Annotated in this window: 18 protein-coding genes; 8 read left to right on the forward strand and 10 right to left on the reverse strand. The window is 56.6% G+C overall.

Going from position 1 to position 20,393, the window contains the following annotated elements; genetic code table 11:
* Positions 1-37: 37 nt before the first annotated feature.
* The 3 genes from L0664_RS06275 to L0664_RS06285 are packed head-to-tail and all read right to left on the reverse strand — an operon-like array spanning position 38 to position 3,060.
* Complete coding sequence (locus L0664_RS06275) at positions 38-1,249, reverse strand: ABC transporter substrate-binding protein (protein ID WP_235224762.1); 1,212 nt, start codon at positions 1,247-1,249, stop codon at positions 38-40.
* A 34-nt stretch (positions 1,250-1,283) separates the two neighbouring features.
* Complete coding sequence (locus L0664_RS06280) at positions 1,284-2,126, reverse strand: carbohydrate ABC transporter permease (RefSeq protein WP_235224763.1); 843 nt, start codon at positions 2,124-2,126, stop codon at positions 1,284-1,286.
* A gap of 1 nt (position 2,127) precedes the next feature.
* A complete protein-coding gene (locus tag L0664_RS06285) occupies positions 2,128-3,060 on the reverse strand; it encodes a carbohydrate ABC transporter permease (RefSeq protein WP_235224764.1) in 933 nt (310 codons plus the stop codon).
* A gap of 213 nt (positions 3,061-3,273) precedes the next feature.
* Between L0664_RS06285 and L0664_RS06290 the strand changes: the two genes are divergently transcribed.
* The 8 genes from L0664_RS06290 to L0664_RS06325 all read left to right on the forward strand — a co-directional run bounded on the left by L0664_RS06290 (position 3,274) and on the right by L0664_RS06325 (position 12,035).
* Positions 3,274-4,029, forward strand: coding sequence for a GntR family transcriptional regulator (locus L0664_RS06290; RefSeq protein WP_235224765.1), 756 nt, complete (start codon positions 3,274-3,276; stop codon positions 4,027-4,029).
* Position 4,030: 1 nt separating this feature from the next.
* Positions 4,031-5,821, forward strand: coding sequence for a beta-N-acetylhexosaminidase (locus L0664_RS06295; RefSeq protein ID WP_235224766.1), 1,791 nt, complete (start codon positions 4,031-4,033; stop codon positions 5,819-5,821).
* 112 nt (positions 5,822-5,933) lie between these two features.
* Complete coding sequence (locus tag L0664_RS06300; RefSeq protein WP_235224767.1) at positions 5,934-6,929, forward strand: 3-oxoacyl-ACP synthase III family protein; 996 nt, start codon at positions 5,934-5,936, stop codon at positions 6,927-6,929.
* Positions 6,917-7,897 (forward strand): NAD-dependent epimerase/dehydratase family protein, encoded by a 981-nt coding sequence (locus tag L0664_RS06305; RefSeq protein WP_235224768.1) that lies wholly within the window; start codon positions 6,917-6,919, stop codon positions 7,895-7,897. The genes L0664_RS06300 and L0664_RS06305 overlap by 13 nt, the downstream gene beginning before the upstream one ends.
* A complete protein-coding gene (locus L0664_RS06310; protein WP_235224769.1) occupies positions 7,894-8,700 on the forward strand; it encodes an MBL fold metallo-hydrolase in 807 nt (268 codons plus the stop codon). The genes L0664_RS06305 and L0664_RS06310 overlap by 4 nt, the downstream gene beginning before the upstream one ends.
* Positions 8,697-9,950 carry a F390 synthetase-related protein gene (locus tag L0664_RS06315; protein WP_235224770.1) on the forward strand — a complete coding sequence of 418 codons (1,254 nt, stop codon included), beginning with the start codon at positions 8,697-8,699 and terminating at the stop codon, positions 9,948-9,950. The genes L0664_RS06310 and L0664_RS06315 overlap by 4 nt, the downstream gene beginning before the upstream one ends.
* Positions 9,943-11,049, forward strand: coding sequence for a GNAT family N-acetyltransferase (locus tag L0664_RS06320; RefSeq protein WP_235224771.1), 1,107 nt, complete (start codon positions 9,943-9,945; stop codon positions 11,047-11,049). Before L0664_RS06315 ends, L0664_RS06320 begins: the two co-directional genes overlap by 8 nt.
* Positions 11,046-12,035 carry a Rieske 2Fe-2S domain-containing protein gene (locus tag L0664_RS06325; protein WP_235224772.1) on the forward strand — a complete coding sequence of 330 codons (990 nt, stop codon included), beginning with the start codon at positions 11,046-11,048 and terminating at the stop codon, positions 12,033-12,035. Before L0664_RS06320 ends, L0664_RS06325 begins: the two co-directional genes overlap by 4 nt.
* On the opposite strand, the gene L0664_RS06330 is transcribed toward L0664_RS06325, so the two are convergent.
* From L0664_RS06330 to katG, 7 genes are all read right to left on the reverse strand, one after another.
* Complete coding sequence (locus tag L0664_RS06330; RefSeq protein WP_235224773.1) at positions 12,032-13,183, reverse strand: ATP-grasp domain-containing protein; 1,152 nt, start codon at positions 13,181-13,183, stop codon at positions 12,032-12,034. The two genes, L0664_RS06325 and L0664_RS06330, sit on opposite strands and share 4 nt — an antisense overlap.
* Positions 13,184-13,254: 71 nt before the next feature.
* On the reverse strand, positions 13,255-14,445 hold the full coding sequence (locus L0664_RS06335; protein ID WP_235224774.1) for an ABC transporter substrate-binding protein: 1,191 nt from the start codon (positions 14,443-14,445) through the stop codon (positions 13,255-13,257).
* A complete protein-coding gene (locus L0664_RS06340) occupies positions 14,442-15,542 on the reverse strand; it encodes a branched-chain amino acid ABC transporter permease (protein WP_235224775.1) in 1,101 nt (366 codons plus the stop codon). The genes L0664_RS06335 and L0664_RS06340 overlap by 4 nt, the downstream gene beginning before the upstream one ends.
* On the reverse strand, positions 15,542-16,489 hold the full coding sequence (locus L0664_RS06345) for a branched-chain amino acid ABC transporter permease (protein WP_235224776.1): 948 nt from the start codon (positions 16,487-16,489) through the stop codon (positions 15,542-15,544). The genes L0664_RS06340 and L0664_RS06345 overlap by 1 nt, the downstream gene beginning before the upstream one ends.
* Before the next feature lies 1 nt (position 16,490).
* Positions 16,491-17,204 carry an ABC transporter ATP-binding protein gene (locus L0664_RS06350; protein WP_235224777.1) on the reverse strand — a complete coding sequence of 238 codons (714 nt, stop codon included), beginning with the start codon at positions 17,202-17,204 and terminating at the stop codon, positions 16,491-16,493.
* Positions 17,201-17,974 carry an ABC transporter ATP-binding protein gene (locus L0664_RS06355; RefSeq protein ID WP_235224778.1) on the reverse strand — a complete coding sequence of 258 codons (774 nt, stop codon included), beginning with the start codon at positions 17,972-17,974 and terminating at the stop codon, positions 17,201-17,203. Before L0664_RS06355 ends, L0664_RS06350 begins: the two co-directional genes overlap by 4 nt.
* Before the next feature lie 183 nt (positions 17,975-18,157).
* The gene (gene katG, locus L0664_RS06360; RefSeq protein WP_235224779.1) at positions 18,158-20,350 is read right to left on the reverse strand and encodes a catalase/peroxidase HPI; all 2,193 of its coding nucleotides are present in this window, start codon (positions 20,348-20,350) and stop codon (positions 18,158-18,160) included.
* Between the last annotated feature and the right edge of the window lie 43 nt (positions 20,351-20,393).

Below are 20,393 nucleotides of genomic sequence, written 5' to 3' on the forward strand. Positions count from 1 at the left end.
GGCGGCAGCGCACCGCCGCCCCGACAAGGGAGGTATCCTAGAGAGCGTCGGCGAGTTCTTCACCCGCGATTGTCACAAGGTTGTCGACTGTGTCGTCTTCCAGAATGATGCCTTGGATCATGTTGGTGAACACAGATTGCAGCGACTTGAAGTCTTCCAAAAGCGGTTCGGGCCCGCCGGTGGAAATGGTTGCTGTGAAGTTTGGCCAGATGCCATCTTCGTAATACAGATCGGTTTTACCCATCGCCGCATAATCAAGGATGGGCGTCAAACCCCATGAACTGTCCAGATCATACTGGCTGTCGCCCGACGTGATCCGCTGTGCCAATTCCTGCGCCAGTTCTTCGTGGCCAGACCCTTTGAACACAACAATCGAGTCCGTGATGAGGATGGTGCCGCTGACGCCGGACGGGCCAGCGGGAACAGGTGCAACCAACTGGTTGATGTCTTCGTTGTGCTGCCCGTAGCCCCATGGGCCTTGAACGTACATCGCGATTTGGCCGTCGTTGAACAGGTCTTTCAACTGGTCGCGTTCCCAAGCGGTCGGGCCTTCTTGGGACACAGTCGCAAGCTTGCCGTAGAATTCTAGCGTTTCGCGGGTTTGCGCACTGTCGAGTTGGGATTCGCCTGTGGCGGGGTCAATCACAACGCCGCCGTTGGAATACAGGTAGTTCAGGAATTGGTGCATCGTGTTGTCGAAGTCTTTGCCCGCAAGGCCGACACCTGCGCTGTCGGTGTTTGCAACAACGCCTTCGGCCATCGCATACATCTCGTCCCACGTTGTTGGCGCGACACATTCCTGACCGGAGGCTTCGACAATATCACAGTTGATATAAAGAGCTTTGGTGGAGAACGCATGCGGATAGCCCCACTGCGTGCCCTCAATCGTAACGGTGTTCAGAACGCCGTCCTGATAGATCACATCATCCTGAATGTTGGCCGGAACGATCAGGTCGTTGTTGGCCAGTTGACGCAATGTGCGCGACCCCATGTAGGCGATGCTTGGTGGATCGCCCGCGGCTGCCAATGTCAGGGATTTGTCCTGACATGTGCCCCATGGGACGGCCTCAAGGTTGACGGTGACGCCGTCATTGTCGGCCTCGAATTGGTCTACAACGGCCTGATCCGCAGCCCGAACTTCGCCGCCGCACATGATGAAATGCAGCTCTTGTGCGTGACCGTCGGCGAACGCCACAGTCGCACCGCTGGACAGCAAGGCCGCAGCACAGGTGAGTTTGATAAGTTTCATTTTGTAGTCTCCCTTGGTTGGTAGTTTCGTTTCATTATTCTTTGACCGCACCCGCCGTGAGGCCCGCGACGAGGTATTTTTGCAGAAACAAAAAGATGACCATGACCGGCAAAACACCGACCAAAGCAGCCGCCATCATCTGGTTCCACGTCACATCCTGATAGCCGATGAATTCGAACAATCCGGCAGGCAGGGGTTGCAGTTCACGCTGTTGGTTGAACGTGATTGCGAACAGAAATTGCTGGGCATAGGCGCCGATGAACACGGCCGTTCCCACGACGATCAGGCCCGGTGTGGCAAGTGGCAAAACCACGCGGCGCAGCGTGTACATACGCGATGCACCATCCACAAAGGCCGCTTCTTCCAGCTCTTTCGGGATTTTTTCGAGGTAACTGCGCAACAGCCAGATGCCTGTCGGAATAAGGAATGCGACACCGGGCACGATCATCGCCCAATAGGTGTTCAGCAACCCGAGCGAGCGCAGCACACGGTAAAGCGGGATCAACAGAACCGCGCCCGTGAACATGTTCACCCCAAGAAAAATCGCGAGGGAGGCATTTTTGAAAGGGAAATCTAGACGCGCATAGGCGTAGGCGGCGGGCACCACGAACACCATGGTGATCAGGGTCACCGAAGTGGCGATAAAGACCGAGTTGAAGATGTAGCGCCCCAGCAGCGGGACCGTGTCCCACATGTCGCTGTAGGCCTGAAAACTGAAATCGTCCGACCAGAACTGGTAGGGGCTGCGAAACAAATGTTCGAGGGGGCGCAGCGACGCCATGAACATTTCAAAGAATGGAAGCAGGATGAACGTCAGGAACACGAGGAGTGCTGCGTAAATCCCGACCGTCTGTAACTTTGTATACTTGTCCATCATCCTATTTGGTCCCGTATTTGCGGTTCACGAATTTCAGCACGTTGAGGTACAACAGCGCGAACACACCCAGCAGGATCACGATGATCACCGCCCGTGCGGACCCTTCGCCGAATTTGAAATTGCTGATCGCGGTTTTGTAGGTATCGATGATCAGGGTTGTGGTGGCGCTGCGCGGGCCACCTTCGGTCAAGATCCAGATGACCTCGAACGAATTGAACGTGAAGATCGCCGACAGCAGTGACATCGACACGATGACGGGCATGATCTGCGGGATCGTGATGCGGCGGAACCGGTACCACCGCCCTGCCCCGTCAACCCACGCGGCCTCATACAGATCGCGGCTGACGCCCTGCATCGCGGCAAGGAAAAACAGGGTGACCATGGGCGTGCCGACCCAGACATCGGCAACCACTGCGGAATAAAACGCGGATCGTTTATAGGCGAGGAATTCGAACGGGCCGTCGGTGATGCCCAGCGACATCATCGATCCAGACAAAACCCCGAAATATCCGTTGTAAAGCCATAGCCAGCCGATCATCCCGATGGCCATGGGAATGATCCATGGCGGCATGACCAAAACGCGAAACAGCGCGCGCCCGGGCACGGCGGCATTCAGCAGTGTCGCGCCGATCAACCCAAGGACCAGTTTCAGACCCACAGATAGGAACATCCAGTAGAAGGTGCGCACAATGGTCTGATGGAATTTGCGGCTTTCAACGAGGTCTTGGTAATTGGCAAGGCCGACGTATTCTTCGCCGCCCAGTCCCGCCTCCATGAAAGACAAGCGGATCGTTTCGGCCAGCGGCCAGGCCACAATGATGGCGATGAACAACATCGCAGGACCAATAAGAAGCCATGCGAACACCGCTTCGGGCAATGTCTTGGCCTTCGGTTTAAAGGTGCCTTGGCCAATTTGTTGCGTCACATCTGCCATTTATCCCCCGACAATCGCATTCGAATCATTCGCTTTCATAAAGCCTACCGCAGAATTCGGCTTTTACTACCAGTCTAGTACCAAAGTTGATCTTCGATAAAATTTACATCAATAACAGCTAGTTATGGTGTGTTTCGTAATGCCATGTTGTCAAAGTGGCTTGCATTGGTATTGTTTATTGATACCACAAGATACCTGATCCGAGGATGATCCATGACTGATCTGATTGCCGAACTTGACCCGACCCAGTGGTATCGCGACGGACGCGGGCCGCGTTACAAACAGCTGCACCGCCATATCCGGGGTTTGGTGTCATCCGGTGATCTGGCCGCAGAAGACCAACTGCCGTCCGAGCGTGAAATCGCGGATCGTGCGCAAATCAGCCGCGTCACGGTGCGCAAGGCCATCGCGGAACTGGTCGCGGATGGATTGATCGAACAACGCCACGGCGCGGGATCGTTTGTGCGGGCCAGCAGCAACCGGTTTGAACAATCGTTGTCGTCGCTTGTGTCGTTTACCGAAAATCTGCAAGCACGGGGGATCACATCGGCCAGCCGCGTTTTGTTGAAAGGTTTGTTTCGCCCCACCCCGACAGAGGCGATGGTCCTCGGCCTATCGCCGCATCATCAGGTTGCGCGCATTAATCGTTTGCGCAGTGGTGACGGTGTGCCCATGGCCTTGGAATATTCATCCCTTCCCGAGGATGTTTTGCCGCGCCCCGACAAGATTGACCTGTCGTTGTACGAATTGCTGCGTGCCCGCGGGACGGCACCGACACGGGCGATACAGCGGGTGATTGCAGTCAACGCCACCGCGCCTGTTGCGGACTTGCTTGACCTTGCCGAAGGGGCGGCGGTTCTTCAGATCGAGCGCACGGCCTACCTCGCGTCAGGGCGCCCGATTGAATTCACCAGCGGCATCTATCGGTCTGATATATATGATTTTGTTTCTGAACTAAGGCTGGACTGACATGCACTATGACTGCCGTATTGAGGGTGATCTTCTGGTTTGCACATTGACGCCCGATCGGACCCTTAGGGGGGCGGTGTTCTGCTGTTCGGGTATGGCGCCCATGGCCCCCGTTTTGGGCGGCACGTTGGCGCGGTCTTTGGGCAGCTACACCGAAATTGCGCTACCAGATTTGGCCGCTGACGCCCCCCACGTTTTTCATCTGCGCTACACGGGCGGCTACACCCCCGCCAACCGCGCGTGGATGCCGCTTGGCCCCTATCTGCGCGATGGCGAGGATATTGTTGTGCTGCCGCCAACACCTGCGGGCCGCATGGCCAAACCACGCGGTGACAGTGCCCCGTTGGAGGGGCTGTCGGTTGTTCCCCAGCCGGACGGTTGGGTGCCAACCGGGCAAACTGTGGATATTGACGGGGTCAAAGTGCAAGGCGGCGCGCTGAGGGCTGTCACTGACCTTGCGGATCGTCAGGGGATGTCGTTTCGCGGGTCACATCCGGTAACGCTCGTTCATCAGGATTTGCCCAAAGACGCCTATTCTATCGCGATCGCACGCGACGGGATCACCATTGGCGCATCCGGTTACGATGGGCAGTTTTATGCAGGGATCACGCTGTTGACCTTGCTACAACACGGGCCGCTGCCGTGCGGGGACATCACCGATACGCCCCGTTTTGAATGGCGCGGTCAGCACCTTGACACGGCGCGCCATTACTTTGATCCGACCAGCATCACAGCCCTTCTGGACCTGATGGCTTTGCTAAAGCTGAACCGGTTTCACTGGCATTTTGCGGACGACGAAGCATTCCGCATTGAGCTTGATACCCTGCCCGAACTGGCGACAAAAACCGCGTTGCGCGGGGAGGGCCAGTTTTTGCCCGCCCTGTTTGGTGGGTCACCGTGTGAGGGTGGGTCATACCCAAAAGACACCGTGCGCGACATCATCGCCCATGCCACGGCACTGAATATTGAAGTCATGCCCGAGATAGAAACGCCTGCCCACGCCTTGGCCGTTGCGGCGATTTACCCCGACACGCGCGATCCTGGTGACAATGGTCAGGAAACGTCCGTGCAGGGATATCAGGGCAACGCAATGAACCCAGCAATGGCGAAATCCTGGCAGGTTTGGGAAGCGATGATTGATGAAATAAGCGATCTGTTCCCATTCGATCATCTGCATCTGGGGTGTGATGAACTGGCCGAGGACACATGGATGAGCAGCCCCCGCGCCCGCGCCCTGATGGCGGAGCACGGGCTGGAAACCACCCATGATTTGCAAGGCTGGACGATTGAAAAACTTGCCGCCTACACCGCCCGCAAAGGCAAACGCCCCGCTGCATGGGAAGAGGCCGCGCAAGGGTCAAACGGCGGGATCGGCAACAACGCGACCCTGTTCAGCTGGACAGGCCAAGGCCCCGGACTGGATGCCGCACGCGCTGGATATGACGTGGTCATGACCCCCGCGCAGCATGTTTACCTTGATATGGCCCATACGGATGATCCAAACGATTGGGGGGCCAGTTGGGCGGCATTTGTCGACCTGCCCGACACAATTGCATGGGATCCCGTGCCCGATCCTGCGTTAGTGGGCCGCATCATTGGTGTTCAGGGTGCGTTCTGGTCGGAATTCACCACCCAAGATAGCGAATTATGGCCGATGATTATGCCACGGATGTTGGGGGTGGCCATGATGGCGTGGCAGTCAGACCCGCCAAACCCTGACGTTTTGAAAGCCCTGTCGCACCGCTACAGTGTTGATGATAGCGGGCAGGTTACGATCGGGACGCAGGGCTAAAGTGACACCCCGCCAAAAGCGGGGGTATTCCATACCTTTGCGATCTGCGCGGTTGTGAGGCTTGGTTTAGTCGTTACCTTAATTCGACATGACCCAATGAAAGATCAACACGGTGCAGCCCTCAGTCTCGATCATAGGAACCGGTGCAGCGTTGCCGAACACTGTCTGGACGACGCAAAAGCTGCGTGACACCTTTGGCGATGACGCGGCCAAACAGGCAGAAACGACGGGTGTTTTAAGCCGCCGATATTGCAGCAGCGAAAGCCAGATTGACATGGCCTGTGACGCCGCCCGCGCTGCAATTGGGGCTGCCGACATTGGGGTCAATGATATTGATCTGGTCCTGTCCGCCAGCGCTGTGCCCTATCAGACATTGCCCAGCACCGCGCCTTTGGTGATGTCACGCCTTGGGATGGCGGATGGGGTTGCCGCAGCCTTTGATGTGAACAGCACCTGCTTAAGCTTTCTGACCGCGCTTGAGGTGGCGACGCGTATGATCTGTGCACAACAAGCCCGCACCGCGTTGATCGTGTCTTCTGAAATCGCGTCACGCGCGTTGCCGTGGCGGACTGACCCGTGCACCGCTGCCCTCTTCGGGGACGGCGCGGGGGCGGTGATTGTGCGCAAATCGGTCGACGATTCGGTCGGTTTGAAGGCCGCGCAGATGCGCACCTATCCGTCGGCCTATGACGCCTGTTCCATCGGTGCGGGCGGCACGCGGATCGACTATCACACCAACCCGGAGGAATTCGCCCGACAGGCTTGGTTTGCGATGGATGGAAAGGAATTGTTCCGCCTCAGTTCGCGTCATTTCAAAGGCTTTGTGGCTGATTTGCTTGATAAGGCGGGTTGGTCGTTGGACGATGTGGATGTGATCGTCCCCCATCAAGCAAGCCCCGCCGGATTGACACATATGATCAAACAAGTGGGCGTTGCGCCGCAAAAGGTCGTCAATATCGTTGCGGAGTATGGCAACCAGATTGCGGCGTCTTTGCCCGTTGCACTGGATCACGCCATGCAGGGTGGTCGTATCCAACAGGGTGCAAAAATCCTGTTTCTGGGCACGTCTGCGGGTGTGTCTTTTGGTGGTGTGGCATGGCAGACCTAGGCCGGTTTCAGCGGGTATTGGTGACAGGGGCAACCGGGTTTTTGGCTGGGCACGTGGTGGCAGAGCTGACACGGCGCGGTATCGATATCGTAGCTGTTGGGCGCAATGAAGCCAAGCTTGCTGGACTTGGGTGCGCCGTTTTGAAACACGATATTTCCCGGCCTTTTTCGTCGAATGATGTACCTGACATTGATGCCATCGTGCATTGTGCCGCCCTGTCTGCCCCGTTTGGCTCGCGCAAAGATTTTATGGCTGCCAACGTGGATGGCACCGGCAATCTGCTTGATCTGGCGGGGAAAAAACAGGTGCAAAGGGTCGTCCATGTTTCAACCCCGAGCGTGTATTTTTCCTATCAGGATCAATTGGATATTGCGGAAAACCACCCTTTGCCGCCGCCTGTGAACCATTACGCGCAAACCAAAGCGATGGCCGAAGACATGGTGATGCAACAGCTTGGGCACCATTCAATCATCTTACGCCCGCGCGGGATTTATGGCCCGGGTGACACGGCGCTGTTGCCGCGTGTTTTGCAAGCCGCCAATCAGCGCCCCCTGCCCCTGCTGCGCGGTGGTCAGGCAGCTATTGATTTGACCTACGTGAGCGACGTTGTCGACGCGATCATCACAGCGTTGGCTGCGCCCGATGACGCCTGTGGGGAAGCCTACAATGTCTCTGGCGGAGAAATGTTGCCCGTGCGCGCCATCGTTGATCAGGCTTGTCAAAGGGCAGGCATAACACCACGCTGGCGCAAAGTTCCGCTCCGTGTTGCTATGGGCGTGGCGGCCGCGTCTGAAACCATCGCCGCTTGGCGAAAAGGCGCGCCGGAACCTGCGATCACGCGGTACGGTTTGGGCCTGTTCGCCTATCGTCAAAGTTTGGACATTCACAAAGCCCGCACACATCTTGGCTGGTCCCCAAAGGTACGTTTCAAAGAAGGTCTTGCGCGCACGTTTGAGGGGATGTCGTGAAAGCCCTGTTCCCCAACAGCGCGTGGGTTCCGGCGCTAGAGAAGTTCATCATTGCGCGTGGGCGGCTTAAATCTGTGCGCTTGAAGGTCAGATATGGTGTGATCCTTCATCCGGAACACGGGCCTGTCCTGATTGACACGGGGTATACGTCGCATGCGCTGATTGGATCGCGGCGCAGTGCGGCCCTGCGCCTGTATTCACGGATACTGGGGCCCGTTCTGAACCCTGTTGGCCAGCCGACAGCGGTGCTTGCGGCCCTTGGTTGCAAACCCGAAGACGTCAAAACAATTATCGTGACCCACTTCCATGCCGATCATGTATCGGGTCTGCGTGATTTTCCCAATGCGCGCTTTGTGGTGGATGGTGATGCGTGGGCGCATGTGTCGTCGGCCTCTGCGGTGGCCAATCTGCGTCACGGAGTGTTCGACGAACTCTTGCCGGATGATTTTAAGGACAGGATGGTTCCGCTTGGGTCCTGTCCTGATACCGCCATGGGGCGTGATGTTTTCGGGGATGGCAGTCTGATTACCGTCGCCTTGCCTGGCCATGCAGTTGGACATTTTGGTGTTTGGATCAATACAGCGCCAAGACCTGTGTTTTACGCCGTCGATGCGCAATGGCTGCGCAAGGCGGCTGTTGAACACCGCACGGTCGGGTATCCTGCGCGTTTGATTATGGATGACTTTGGCGCGTACAAACGATCGAGCGATTTGGTGGCACAGCAGATCGCGCAAGGCAAAGATGTTGTGTTCTGCCACGATCCCGAAGATGGCCCGTTTGACTATCAGGGTCCGCCGGAATGATTGGCCCCATTGAGGCGATACAGTCTTTTGTCATCACCCGGTGGCGATCGCGGGCGGGCCAGTCGCGCGGTGGGTTTGAACGCTGGCAAAACCGCGCCGTACGGACGTGGCTGAAAAAACGCCTGCCTAAGGTTGGGTTCTACAAGATTGCCGACGGGCAGTTGTCTGACCTTCCCGTGAACGACAAAGCGACGTTGATGGCGCATTTTGATCAATTCAACACGCATGGCCTAACAGCTGACGCAGCTTGGGAGGTTTTGAAATCTGGCGGTCAACATGGCGATCTGACAGTCGGGGCCAGTACCGGAACCAGCGGAAACCGCGGGCTGTTCGTGGTTTCTGAGCGTGAAAAACATCGATGGCTGGGCGCGATTGTCGCCAAAACCATGGCTGATCTGATGTGGAAACCCCAACGGGTCGCGATCATTCTGCCGCAGGACACAGGCCTTTATGGCAATGCAAATCGGCTGTCTTTTATCAAGTTGCGCACGTTTTCCGTATTAGAACCGCCACAGGATTGGCGCGCGGATCTAGAACAGTTTGACCCGACTGTCATTGTCGCGCCCCCCAAAATGCTGCGCTATTTTGCGCAGCATAATTATGCGATCCGCCCGGTTCGTGTGTTCTCTGCTGCTGAAACGCTGGACCGCGTGGACGAATGGATTGCAAACGCGTTCTTTGATCACCCGATCCGCCAGATTTACATGGCAACCGAAGGGTTGTTGGCCGTCAGTTGCGCGCATGGAACATTGCATTTGGCGGAAGATTCGGTCGCGTTCGAATATGAATCTTTGGGCGACGGGCTGGTATCACCTTTGATCACCAGTTTTCGCCGCGACACGCAGATTATGGCCCGTTATCGCATGAATGATGTGTTGCGGTTGTCAGATACGCCTTGCCCCTGCGGATCACCTTTGCAGCCCGTCGCAGAGATCGTGGGCCGGATGGATGATGTTTTTGTGTTTGATGGCGCTGTACAGATCACGCCGGATGTGATGCGCAATGCCGTTCTGGATGCGGACCGGATGATCACGGATTTCCGCCTGATCCAGATGTCCAACGATCGGGTGGTGTTGCGGTTGCCGCCGTCTGTGACGTCGCAAACCGCGCAGAAGGCGTGCCATGCGGTTCAAGCGCTGCTTGAACGATTTAGAACCAGTGCACAGGTCGTTTTGGAACAGATCGACCTACCCTTACAAACAAATCAGAAATTGCGGCGCGTTGAACGGCGGGTATCCAAGGATGGGTGAACCAGCAAAGGTCATTGACGCCAAACAGGCCGCCGATTTCGCGGCAATTTTTGAAGACCACCCAATTGAGGACTTGATCTGCGATGCACGCGCGACAGTCGGGGTGATGACCGTTGGGGAAATTGTGTTCCCCACCACCGTGTCTGACCCGACCGAAGGCGCGAACTGCTATCTGTGTAGCCCGTCGACGGCATATATCGATTATGCCCTGGCCGAAGTTGAGGCGCTCAATCTATCGCGCATAGCAAAGGTGCTGACCCGCGTTGGCATTAAGGCATGTGCGCCCTTGGTGCGCGCGACTGGGTTAGATGGCCAAGTACAAGTGAATAACTGGTTTGTCTCAACCAACCCCAGCCCTGATCTGAACTTGGAGCTGGTAGAGGCGATCAAGGCCAGTTGCCTTGCGACGCACCCTACCCGCGCGATTGTCATGCGGTCTTTGAATGATGTGTGGGACGTCGACGCGATGAAAGTGTTACGCGCTGCGGGATTCAAATTGTTGGCCGCGCGCCAGATTTACCTGTTGGCAAACGATGCACATCATGTATCGCGCGATGTCAAACGTGACGCCAAATTATTGGAAGAAACACAGCTCAAGGTGGCTGAGGGTAAGGCGTTTTCACAAGGTGATTTTGAACAATGCGCCGCCCTTTATCGCGCGTTGTACCTTGATAAATATACAACCTTGAACCCGCATTACACCGCCGCCTTTCTGCGTGAATTGCAGGTACGCGGCGTTATGACGATGGTTGCGCTGCGTGATGCGGATGGCCAGATCGTCGGATTTACCGGATTGTTTGAAAGTGCGCGCACCCTCACCCAACCGTTCGTCGGATATGACATTGCGCGCCCGCAAAACGAAGGTATTTACCGCATGTTGATGCAGATCGGGCGCGATCATGCCAAGACGCGCGGGTTGGATTACAACATGAGCGCGGGGTCCGCCGCGTTCAAACGCAACCGCGGGGCCAGTGCGGCAATCGAATACACCGCCGTCTATGTTGCGCATCGCCCATGGCACATGCGGGCTGCGACGGTGATACTGGAATTAGCGACCCGCGTTTTCGCGATCCCAATCGTCAAAAGGTTCGAAACATGAACACGTCAAAAGATGCATGGCACGCGGTTGCCCTGTCGCGCGAAGTGCGCACAAAGCCCGTTCGTATTTTGCACGAAGGCGAACCAGTGGTGTTGTTTCGGGGCAAATCCGGGATTGCCGCGTTGGTGGATCGGTGCCCTCATCGCCGTGTCGAATTGTCCAAAGGGCGTGTTGTGCAGGGTGATATCGAATGCCCCTATCATGGCTGGCGTTTTGGCGGTGACGGCCAGTGCAGCGCCATTCCCGGCCATCTGGGGGACGTGCCCCGCTACCGCGTAAAAAGATACCAAGCTTTGGAACAGGACGGCGCGATTTTCATTTCAAACGGCACGCCCGACGCGCCACCTTATGTGCATTGCATGATCGGGCAAAAAATCGCCCTGCGTCACGTGCACAGTTCAAGCGCGTCCACGTTGATTGATGCGGCTGAGAACATTCTGGATGTGGCCCACACACATTTCACCCACAAAGGTCTGTTGCGCGGGTTTTCGGCCAAACGCTACAACGTTGATGTGACCATCACTGGTGGGAAGGATTGGGTTGAGGCTTGTTACACGGGCGAAGACCGTCAGGACGGCCTGATTTCGCGCCTTCTGGACGGGGAACGCACAAAGACCATCGGGCGGTTCCGCTCCCCCGGCATTGTTGAGCTTGAATATTGGGGACCCAAGGAAATGACCATCGCGACGGCCTTTCACCTCAATACCGCAGACGTTGAAACGGTGAACGGGGTTGGCTGGATCATGGCGCCTGATCACGGCGTGATCACATGGGCAAAATCACTGTTGTTCAAGCCGATGATGCATTTTGCATTGGCGCAGGACCAACGGGTGCTGAAATCCGCGCAGAATAACGCGCGCTTTGCCCCGGACAGCAAAATCATCAATGGGCCATTGGATTTTTTGCGTACCGATATGGAACTGATCTTGGCAGGCGAACGCCCGACGGCTGCGGACGCGCCGCGCCATCACACGATTGAACTTTAATCTGCGTCCGGCCCGTTCCATTCGATGTCACGAGTTGAGGCTTGTTGCAGGGAAATCCGTTGTTTAATCGCGATTTTGATAATCTCGCGCAGGGCTCGAAACTGGGCTTTGACGGGGGCGTGGTCATCGGGCCAATCAAGGATTTCGCCCGCATGGCGCAGGCTGTTTTTGAACGCGCTCAACTGCCCTGTCTTGATCGCCTGCGGTAATCCGTAGACCCACAGCGCAAGGCGCGACGCAAGCTGGCTGGTAACGTCCGGCGTCAGCGTTGTACCCGCCCAAAGCCCATGGGGAAACGCCGTCGTGTCCGTGAAAAAATGCAGACCGCTGGTCGCGCGTGGATTACATTCGAGAGGAAGAACAGATCCGTCAGTTTGGCGGATCATATCGAACGAAATCTGTCCGTTCCAACCGGATGCCTCGATAAAATGAGACACCCAGTCCTGCACAGCTCTGTCGCGTAAAGGTGCAAAACATACACCTGCCCCCTTGCCAGCCCTAAACACCGATTGATAGGCCGAATAGGTCACGAGCTTTCCGTTACGCGCTACAGCATAGACGCTGATTTCATTACCTTCGATGAATTGCTGCGCGACCCAAGGATTGTGGGCGGTCGGGTTTAATTTGCCCAAGTTTTTGGCATTTGGTTTAATCAAGACCGCACTGGCGAAGCGCGACCATACGGGTTTGTAGACGGTCGCAGTTGGATCGGTTTTGAACAAATCTTCGGCGCACGTGATCAATGTGGTTACAGGAACATTCAAACCGTAGCTTCGGGCCAGTTCTATGAATCGGAATTTATCGTGCACCGCCGCCAATTTGGAAATGTCTGGCGCCAATAGCGGTGCTGTCAGCGCGCCACGTTCCGCCAGAATAGCGAGGAAAAACACCTCTTCGCTGGTTGGGATGATCAGATCAATTTTATGCGCCGCGACGGCCTTGGCCAATGCAGCGCCATACCCTGCAAGATCATAGCGCGGCGGGGGCAGTTTGATGTAACCGCTGTGGCGATTACTCGCTTTGCTAAGGGGCGCGTCATAAGTATCCGCGAGGAAAATCTGACACGTATCGCTTGCCAAAAGGCGGCACAGATGCAGCGCGACGGGCGCGCGTGCGCCAGTGATAAGGATGCGGTTCGGCGGTGTCATATGTGATCTTACAAATGCAAATGCCGGAACCCAAGGGCCCCGGCATCCGCAATTTCAAACGTTCTAAACGCTTATTGGATCAGCTCAGCTGCCCAAGCGCCGTCAACGATTGTGGACTTGGAGAAGTTACCAGCCACGTCACCGTTTTCGTCGAAGTCCTGATTGCCTGCTGCACCTTCGTAGTTGATGTCGCCACCAGCTGCGAGGATTGCCTTAGCTTCGGCCCACTGACCCGGCAGGATCACTTCGCCCGGGCCGGATGCGATTGCGCGCAAGGATGCGGCGATTGCTTCGCGATCATCGGAACCTGCGTGCTCGATTGCCAATGCCATCATGAACGTCGCGTCGTAGCCGTTTGCAACAAACGGGTCAGAGGCCGGAACGCCGGCTTCGTCTGCCAAAGCAGCCCATGCTGCGAAGGACGGCGTAGATGCGTCAGAAGCAGATGTTGTGAACGTGGATGTCATCAGGTTTTCTGCGCCGATCTGCTCGATCAGCTCATCAGACAGCATGCCGTCGGCACCGATGAAGTTCGTGAACGCGGATGTTTCCAAAGCGTTGCGCATCAATGTGATGCCGCCGGAACCATAATAAGAAAACAGCGCGAGGTTGTCAGACGTGCCGCCCATTGTTGCGACCTCAGAACGGTAGGACGCTTTGTTTGGCTCGTGTGCTTCGTTTGCAGTGACCGTGCCGCCCATGCCTTCGAATGCTTCTACGAACACGGCTGCGATGGCTGCGTTATAGTCGTCGTTTGCATAGGACACGGCGATGTCTGAATAGCCGTTCGCCATTGCCAGCTCAGCCAGTGCAACACCTTGGTAGGCGTCAGACGCAGCAGCGCGGAACACGAGGTCTGTGCCGTCTTCCATCGTGGAAATCGCAGGTGAGGATGCGGACACGGACAGTGTCAGAACGCCAGCTGGGATCGCGACAGATTCAGCCTGCGCAATTGTCGCACCAGAACAAACTGGGCCAACAATCGCGGACACGCCGTTGACGTTGATCAGCTTGGTTACAGCGTCGACAGCTGCTGTTGGATCACATGCGGAATCTGCGCGGATCACGTTGAATGCTTCGCCATCAGCGAACATGCCGCCTTGTGCGTTGACGTGTGTAGCAGCCAGATCGACAGCCGCAGCGATAGGTGCGTTGAGGTCCGGAATTGGGCCTGTCATCGCCATTGGGTTGCCGATGTTCACATCGGCCATTGCGGACGTCGCGAGAAGTGTCGCGGCTGTCGCCATAAGAACGTTTTTCATTTGGTTTCTCCCGTTGTTCCCGCAACTTTTGTGTCAGCCTTTGGTGATGCGGGTCTCACCTCAGGTAAAATCCCTCCGGGATATCGTTGGAGGATCACTTGCATAAGAATGCCGATCAGCATCATGCGCAAGAACCCTGCCCGTGTCTGCAAAATACTTGCATCCATGGTTGTGAAGATGGCGCCGATCAAATTGATCGCCCCGCCAATAATAAGTTCGGACGCCGACCAGATTGTCCAGATCAGGAACGCACCAAGGATCGCGCCTTTGTTGTTGCCCGATCCGCCTGCGATCAGCATGACCCAGACAAGGAACGTCACTTTGGCGCTATCAAACGTCTGTGTTGGTTCAATCAGGCGCAGGTGCTGGGCAAACAGCGCCCCTGCCAGACCCATGATCGCGGCACCGATAACGAATGCCTCGATGCGGCGGCGGGTGACGTTTTTACCCGATGCGCGGGCGGCGGATTCGTTTTCACGAATGGCCGTCATCATGCGCCCCCAAGGGGACATGCGTGCGCGTTCCAGCATCCGGTAGATCACATAGACCACCAACAGGATCGTGCCTGCAAACAGCGGCTGCCAGTACCAGTTGGGCAAGCTGTCAAAGAAAGCGTCCCAGTTTTCGGGGGTGCCAAACCAGCTCATCGGCCAGGATGAATAGAACCGTTCTTCGCTGAAATGTTCCCAAGTGCGCGGGATTTTGTTGATGCCGCGCGGGCCGTTGGTGATGTCAGATTCGTTCTTGAGGATCAGCTTGATGATCTCGGCGATACCGATGGTCGCGATGGCCAGATAGTCGGACCTGAGCCTGATACAAATCAAACCGATCAGACCCGCAATAAACGCGGATGCCACCATGGCCACTGCCATACCAAGCGGCAACGGCAGGCCAAAGCCGCCCAAGTGGAACGTGGATTCAGCGGTTGTCAGCAGCGCATAGGAATAGGCGCCAACAGCGGCAAAGCCAACGATACCGACGTTGAACAGGCCCGCGAACCCCCACTGCACGTTCAGGCCAAGCGCGAAGATCGCGTAGATGCCGCCAACCGTCAAAAGGGATAGGATATAAAGGCCGTAGCCGAGATACGCTTCCATTAGAATGACCTCCCCTTGAACAAGCCCTGCGGGCGCACGATCAGCATGATGACCATGATCGCAAAGGCGACGCCGGTTTTATAGCCGGGGCTCAGTAGCGGTGCGTCGCCGATCCATGGATAGGCGGACAGTTCTTCGGCCAGACCAATCACAAGACCACCGAACACCGCGCCATAAGGTTTGCCGATCCCGCCAAGAATGGCCGCCGCAAACATCGGCAACAGCATCCGAAAGCCCATGGTGGTTTCCAGCATCTGGATATCCATCGCAAGAAACACGCCCGCGGCCATGGCGCAGATACCGCCAACGATCCATGTCGCACGGATGACCCTATCAACGTCGATACCGGTCACATGGGCCAAATCAGGGCTGTCAGACACGGCGCGCATGGCCTTACCAATGCGCGTACGGTTCAGCAGGTAGGACAAAGCAATCACGATGATGACCGTGCCCGCAAAGATAAAAATGTGCTTGTTGGGCATGATGATCATCGCGCCCAAATCACCAGTGATCTGCTGGAGCGTCGCGTTGGGGCGCGCAATGCCGGGCACGAACGTCAACTGGTTTGGGCCCCAGATCACCTGAACCGCAGAACGGATGATCAGCATCATACCAAAGGACGCCATCACAACCTTGATGGTATCTTCTTTGCGGAATGGTTTGTAGAACCAGCGGTCGGTGCCAAGGAACAGCAGGATCACGATGAAGGTTGCAGGCACCATGGCGACCAGCGGATGCAGCGCCAACCCGGCCGCCCCCGCAATCGCCATCATCGTCCACGTTAGATAGGCGCCGGACATCATGATTTCGCCGTGCGCGAAGTTGGCAAACCGCAATATGCCGAACGTCAGGGTGATGCCAATGGCCCCGAGCGCATAGATACAGCCCAGTACGAGGCCGGGAATGAAATAGAAATTGACGAATTCAAAACCGAATGCATCCCACATATCAGTGCCCCCCGCCCAAAAACATCCGCGCGATTTCAGGATCAGCCGCAAGACCAGCCCCCGTCCCCGTGTGGCGGTTCGCACCGTCTACCAGAACATAGCCACGATCAGACACGCCAAGCGCCTGTTTGGCATTTTGTTCAACGATTAGAATGGGTACACCGGTGTTCTTAATCTTTTGTATGGTCGCAAAAATCTCACCGCGATACTTTGGTGATAGCCCCGCTGTGGGTTCGTCCAGCAGCAAAATCTTGGCATCCACCATCAACGCTTTGGCCATCGCGACCATCTGGCGCTGACCACCCGACAAAGACCCTGCCGCCTGCGCGCGCTTTTCGGCGAGGTCTGGAAACAACTCGAACATTTCCTCAAGGCGCTGTTCAACGCCGTCCGGCCGTGTCCACGCGCCCATTTCAAGGTTTTCACGCACCGACAGGTTTACGAACACGTTGTTCGTTTGCGGCACATAGGAAATGCCCTTTTCGATAACTTTTTGTGCTGGCGTGTCGGTGATGTCTTCACCGTTCAACACCACATTGCCTTCGCGGATATTGAGAAGACCCAGCACCGATTTCATCGCCGTCGATTTTCCTGCACCGTTTGGCCCGATGATCGCGACAATTTCGTTCTGGTTCACGTACATCGACAGGTCATGCAGGATTTCGGTTTGCCCGTACCCAGCCTTGAGGTTGTTCAGTTCCAACACAGGGCTCATGCGACTTCTCCGCCAAAATACGCGTCAATCACACGTTCGTCGTTGCGCACTTCATCCATGGTGCCTTCCATCAGAACGGCCCCCTCGGCTAGCACGACAACCTTGCCGCACAGCCGCGCGATCATATCCATGTCGTGTTCGATGATGCAGAAAGTGTAGCCGCGCTCTTCGTTTAATTGTTCAATCATTTCAGCGACTTTGCGCATCAATGTGGGGTTTACCCCCGCGCCCGGTTCATCCAGCAAAACGACTTTACTGTCGTTCATCATTGTGCGCCCGATCTCAAGCAGCTTTTTCTGACCGCCAGACAGATTGCCCGCCAGTTCATGGCCAACGTGGGTCAACCCGAGGAATTCAAGCGTTTCGCGTGCCAGTTCAATCACCTCGGCCTCGCGCTGACGCACGGAACGGCCTGCAAACCAGCTTGACCAGATGCTTTCACCGGTCTGCGTCGGGGCCGCCACGGCGAGGTTTTCAAGCGCCGTCATGCGGGCATATTCGTGGGACAATTGGAACGTGCGCATCAGACCTTTGTGATACAAAACGTCCGTGCGCTGCCCTGTGATGTCTTCGCCCAGCAAAGTAATTTTACCCGAGCTTGGCGGCAATTCACCGGCAATCATGTTGAATGTGGTGGTTTTTCCTGCGCCGTTCGGCCCGATCAGACCGACGATTGCGCCTTTTTCAACATGAAAATCGACGCCGCGCACAGCATGTAATCCGCCAAAATTCTTCGCCAACCCAGCAACGCTGAGAACGATATCGTTCATCCCTATCCACTCCCCAGTGAACTTATTGCGCCCTGATGCAAGGTTCGAGCGCGCTTTGGCCTTGCTAGCTTGGCCCATGGGGCTTGTCTACGATGAATTGCGGTCGATTGTCCTGCCTTTCGCAGCGTTAAAACGCAAACGGCGCCCCAAGACGGGACGCCGCGCTATCAATGGTCTGTGGATTTAGTGCAGGTCGAACCGATCGAGTTCCATCACTTTGACCCAAGCGGCCACAAAGTCGTTCAGGAATTTTTCGGACGCATCCGCACTTGCGTAGACTTCGGACACTGCGCGCAGGATCGAATTTGACCCAAAGACCAGATCGACAGTTGTCGCTGTCCATTTCACGTCACCACCCGTACGGGCGCGGCCTTCCATGACGTCGCCGTTTTGGGTCCAGACTGTGCCCATATCCAGAAGATTGGCGAAGAACGCGTTATCCAGCGCACCCGGTGTATCTGTGAATACACCGTGCGATGTGCCGCCCGTATTGGCCCCGATTACCCGCAAACCGCCGACCAGTACTGTCATTTCCGGCGCTGTCAGCGTCAACAGTTGTGCGCGATCAACAAGGTGTTCGGCGCCAGATCGCAGCGCGCCCGTCTTGATGAAGTTGCGGAAACCGTCTGCCTTCGGTTCAAGCCATGCGTAGCTTTCCACATCCGTGGAGGCCTGATCCGCATCTGTGCGGCCTGCGTTGAACGGCACTGTGATGTCGTGGCCAGCCGCTTTGGCCGCCATTTCAACACCAACAGACCCGGCCAGTACAATTGTATCAGCAAGCGACACAGGCTTGGCGAAACCAGCACGGACGTCCTCCAGCTTGGCGAGAACTTTGGCCAGCTGTGCGGGATCGTTAACCTCCCAGTCTTTGGCCGGGTTCAAACGAACGCGTGCGCCATTGGCCCCACCCCGCTTGTCAGATCCACGGAACGATGCCGCAGATGCCCATGCCGTCGCGACCATTTCCGAAGATGTCAGGCCGGACGCTGCGATTGCGTCTTTCAAGGCATCCACGTCTGTGCCGCTGATCAAGTCGTGATCAACCGCGGGAACCGGATCCTGCCAGCTTTCTGCCTGTGCAGGAACCAACTTGCCCAAACCGAGCTCATATGGGCCCATGTCGCGGTGGCACAGCTTGTACCAGGCTTTTGCGAAGGCCTCGGCGAACTTTTCTGGGTTAGCATGGAAATCGCGGCTGACTTTTTCGTAGGCCGGATCCATGCGCATTGCCATGTCGGCCGTTGTCATCATCAAGGGCACTGTGCCGTTGCCGTCAACTTGCGGTGCCTGATCCGCGCCGTCTGTCTTGGGGGTCCACTGGTTTGCACCTGCGGGGGATTTTGTAAGTTCCCACTCGTATCCGAACAACACGTCGAAATAGGACATGTCCCACGTTGTTGGCGTCGGGGTCCAAGGGCCTTCGATGCCGGATGTGATCGTGTCGACGCCCTTGCCTGCGCCAAAGCTGTTCGTCCAACCCAAGCCCATTTCGACCAAGGAAGCACCTTCTGGTTCGGGTCCTACATGCGCTTCGGGATCAGCGGCACCGTGGGCCTTGCCGAATGTGTGACCACCTGCAACCAGCGCCACCGTTTCTTCGTCGTTCATTGCCATTTTGGCGAATGTTTCACGCACGTCGTGCGCCGACAACAGCGGGTCAGGATTGCCCATCGGACCTTCGGGATTGACGTAAATCAGGCCCATCTGAACGGCCCCCAAATCACCGATCAATTCGCGCGGGTCATTGTAACGTTGGCTGTCATCACCAAGCCATTCTGTTTCCGGTCCCCAATAGATATCTTCCTCGGGCTCCCAGATGTCGGCGCGGCCGCCTGCGAAACCGTGGGTCTTGAAACCCATGGTTTCCAACGCAACATTCCCCGTGAGGATCATCAAATCGGCCCAAGACAGCGCCTTGCCGTACTTGGCTTTGATTGGCCACAGCAGGCGGCGCGCCTTGTCGAGGTTGCCGTTGTCAGGCCACGAATTCAGCGGCGCAAACCGCTGGCTGCCGGACCCTGCACCGCCACGACCATCACCGACGCGGTATGTTCCCGCGCTGTGCCACGCCATGCGGATAAAGAACGGGCCGTAATGTCCGTAATCCGCTGGCCACCAGTCCTGGCTGTCTGTCATCAGCGCCGTCAGGTCCGCGACCACTGCATCAAGATCAAGGGATTTGAACGCCTCGGCGTAATCAAAATCAGGGTCCATCGGATCGGATTTGGCGCTGGATTGGCTCAGCGGTTTGAGGTTCAGGGATTCTGGCCACCAATGCTGGTTCGCGGTTGTCCCTGTTGCTTGGCTTGTGCCGTGCATTACAGGGCATTTGCCCGTTGATTGGGTCATGTCTTTTGCTTCAGCGCCGTCCATTGGGTCGTCCTCCAGATGTGTTGATTTGGAATCATTCTAGCAA

The sequence above is a fragment of the Octadecabacter dasysiphoniae genome (assembly GCF_021532615.1).
Lineage (GTDB): Bacteria > Pseudomonadota > Alphaproteobacteria > Rhodobacterales > Rhodobacteraceae > Octadecabacter > Octadecabacter dasysiphoniae.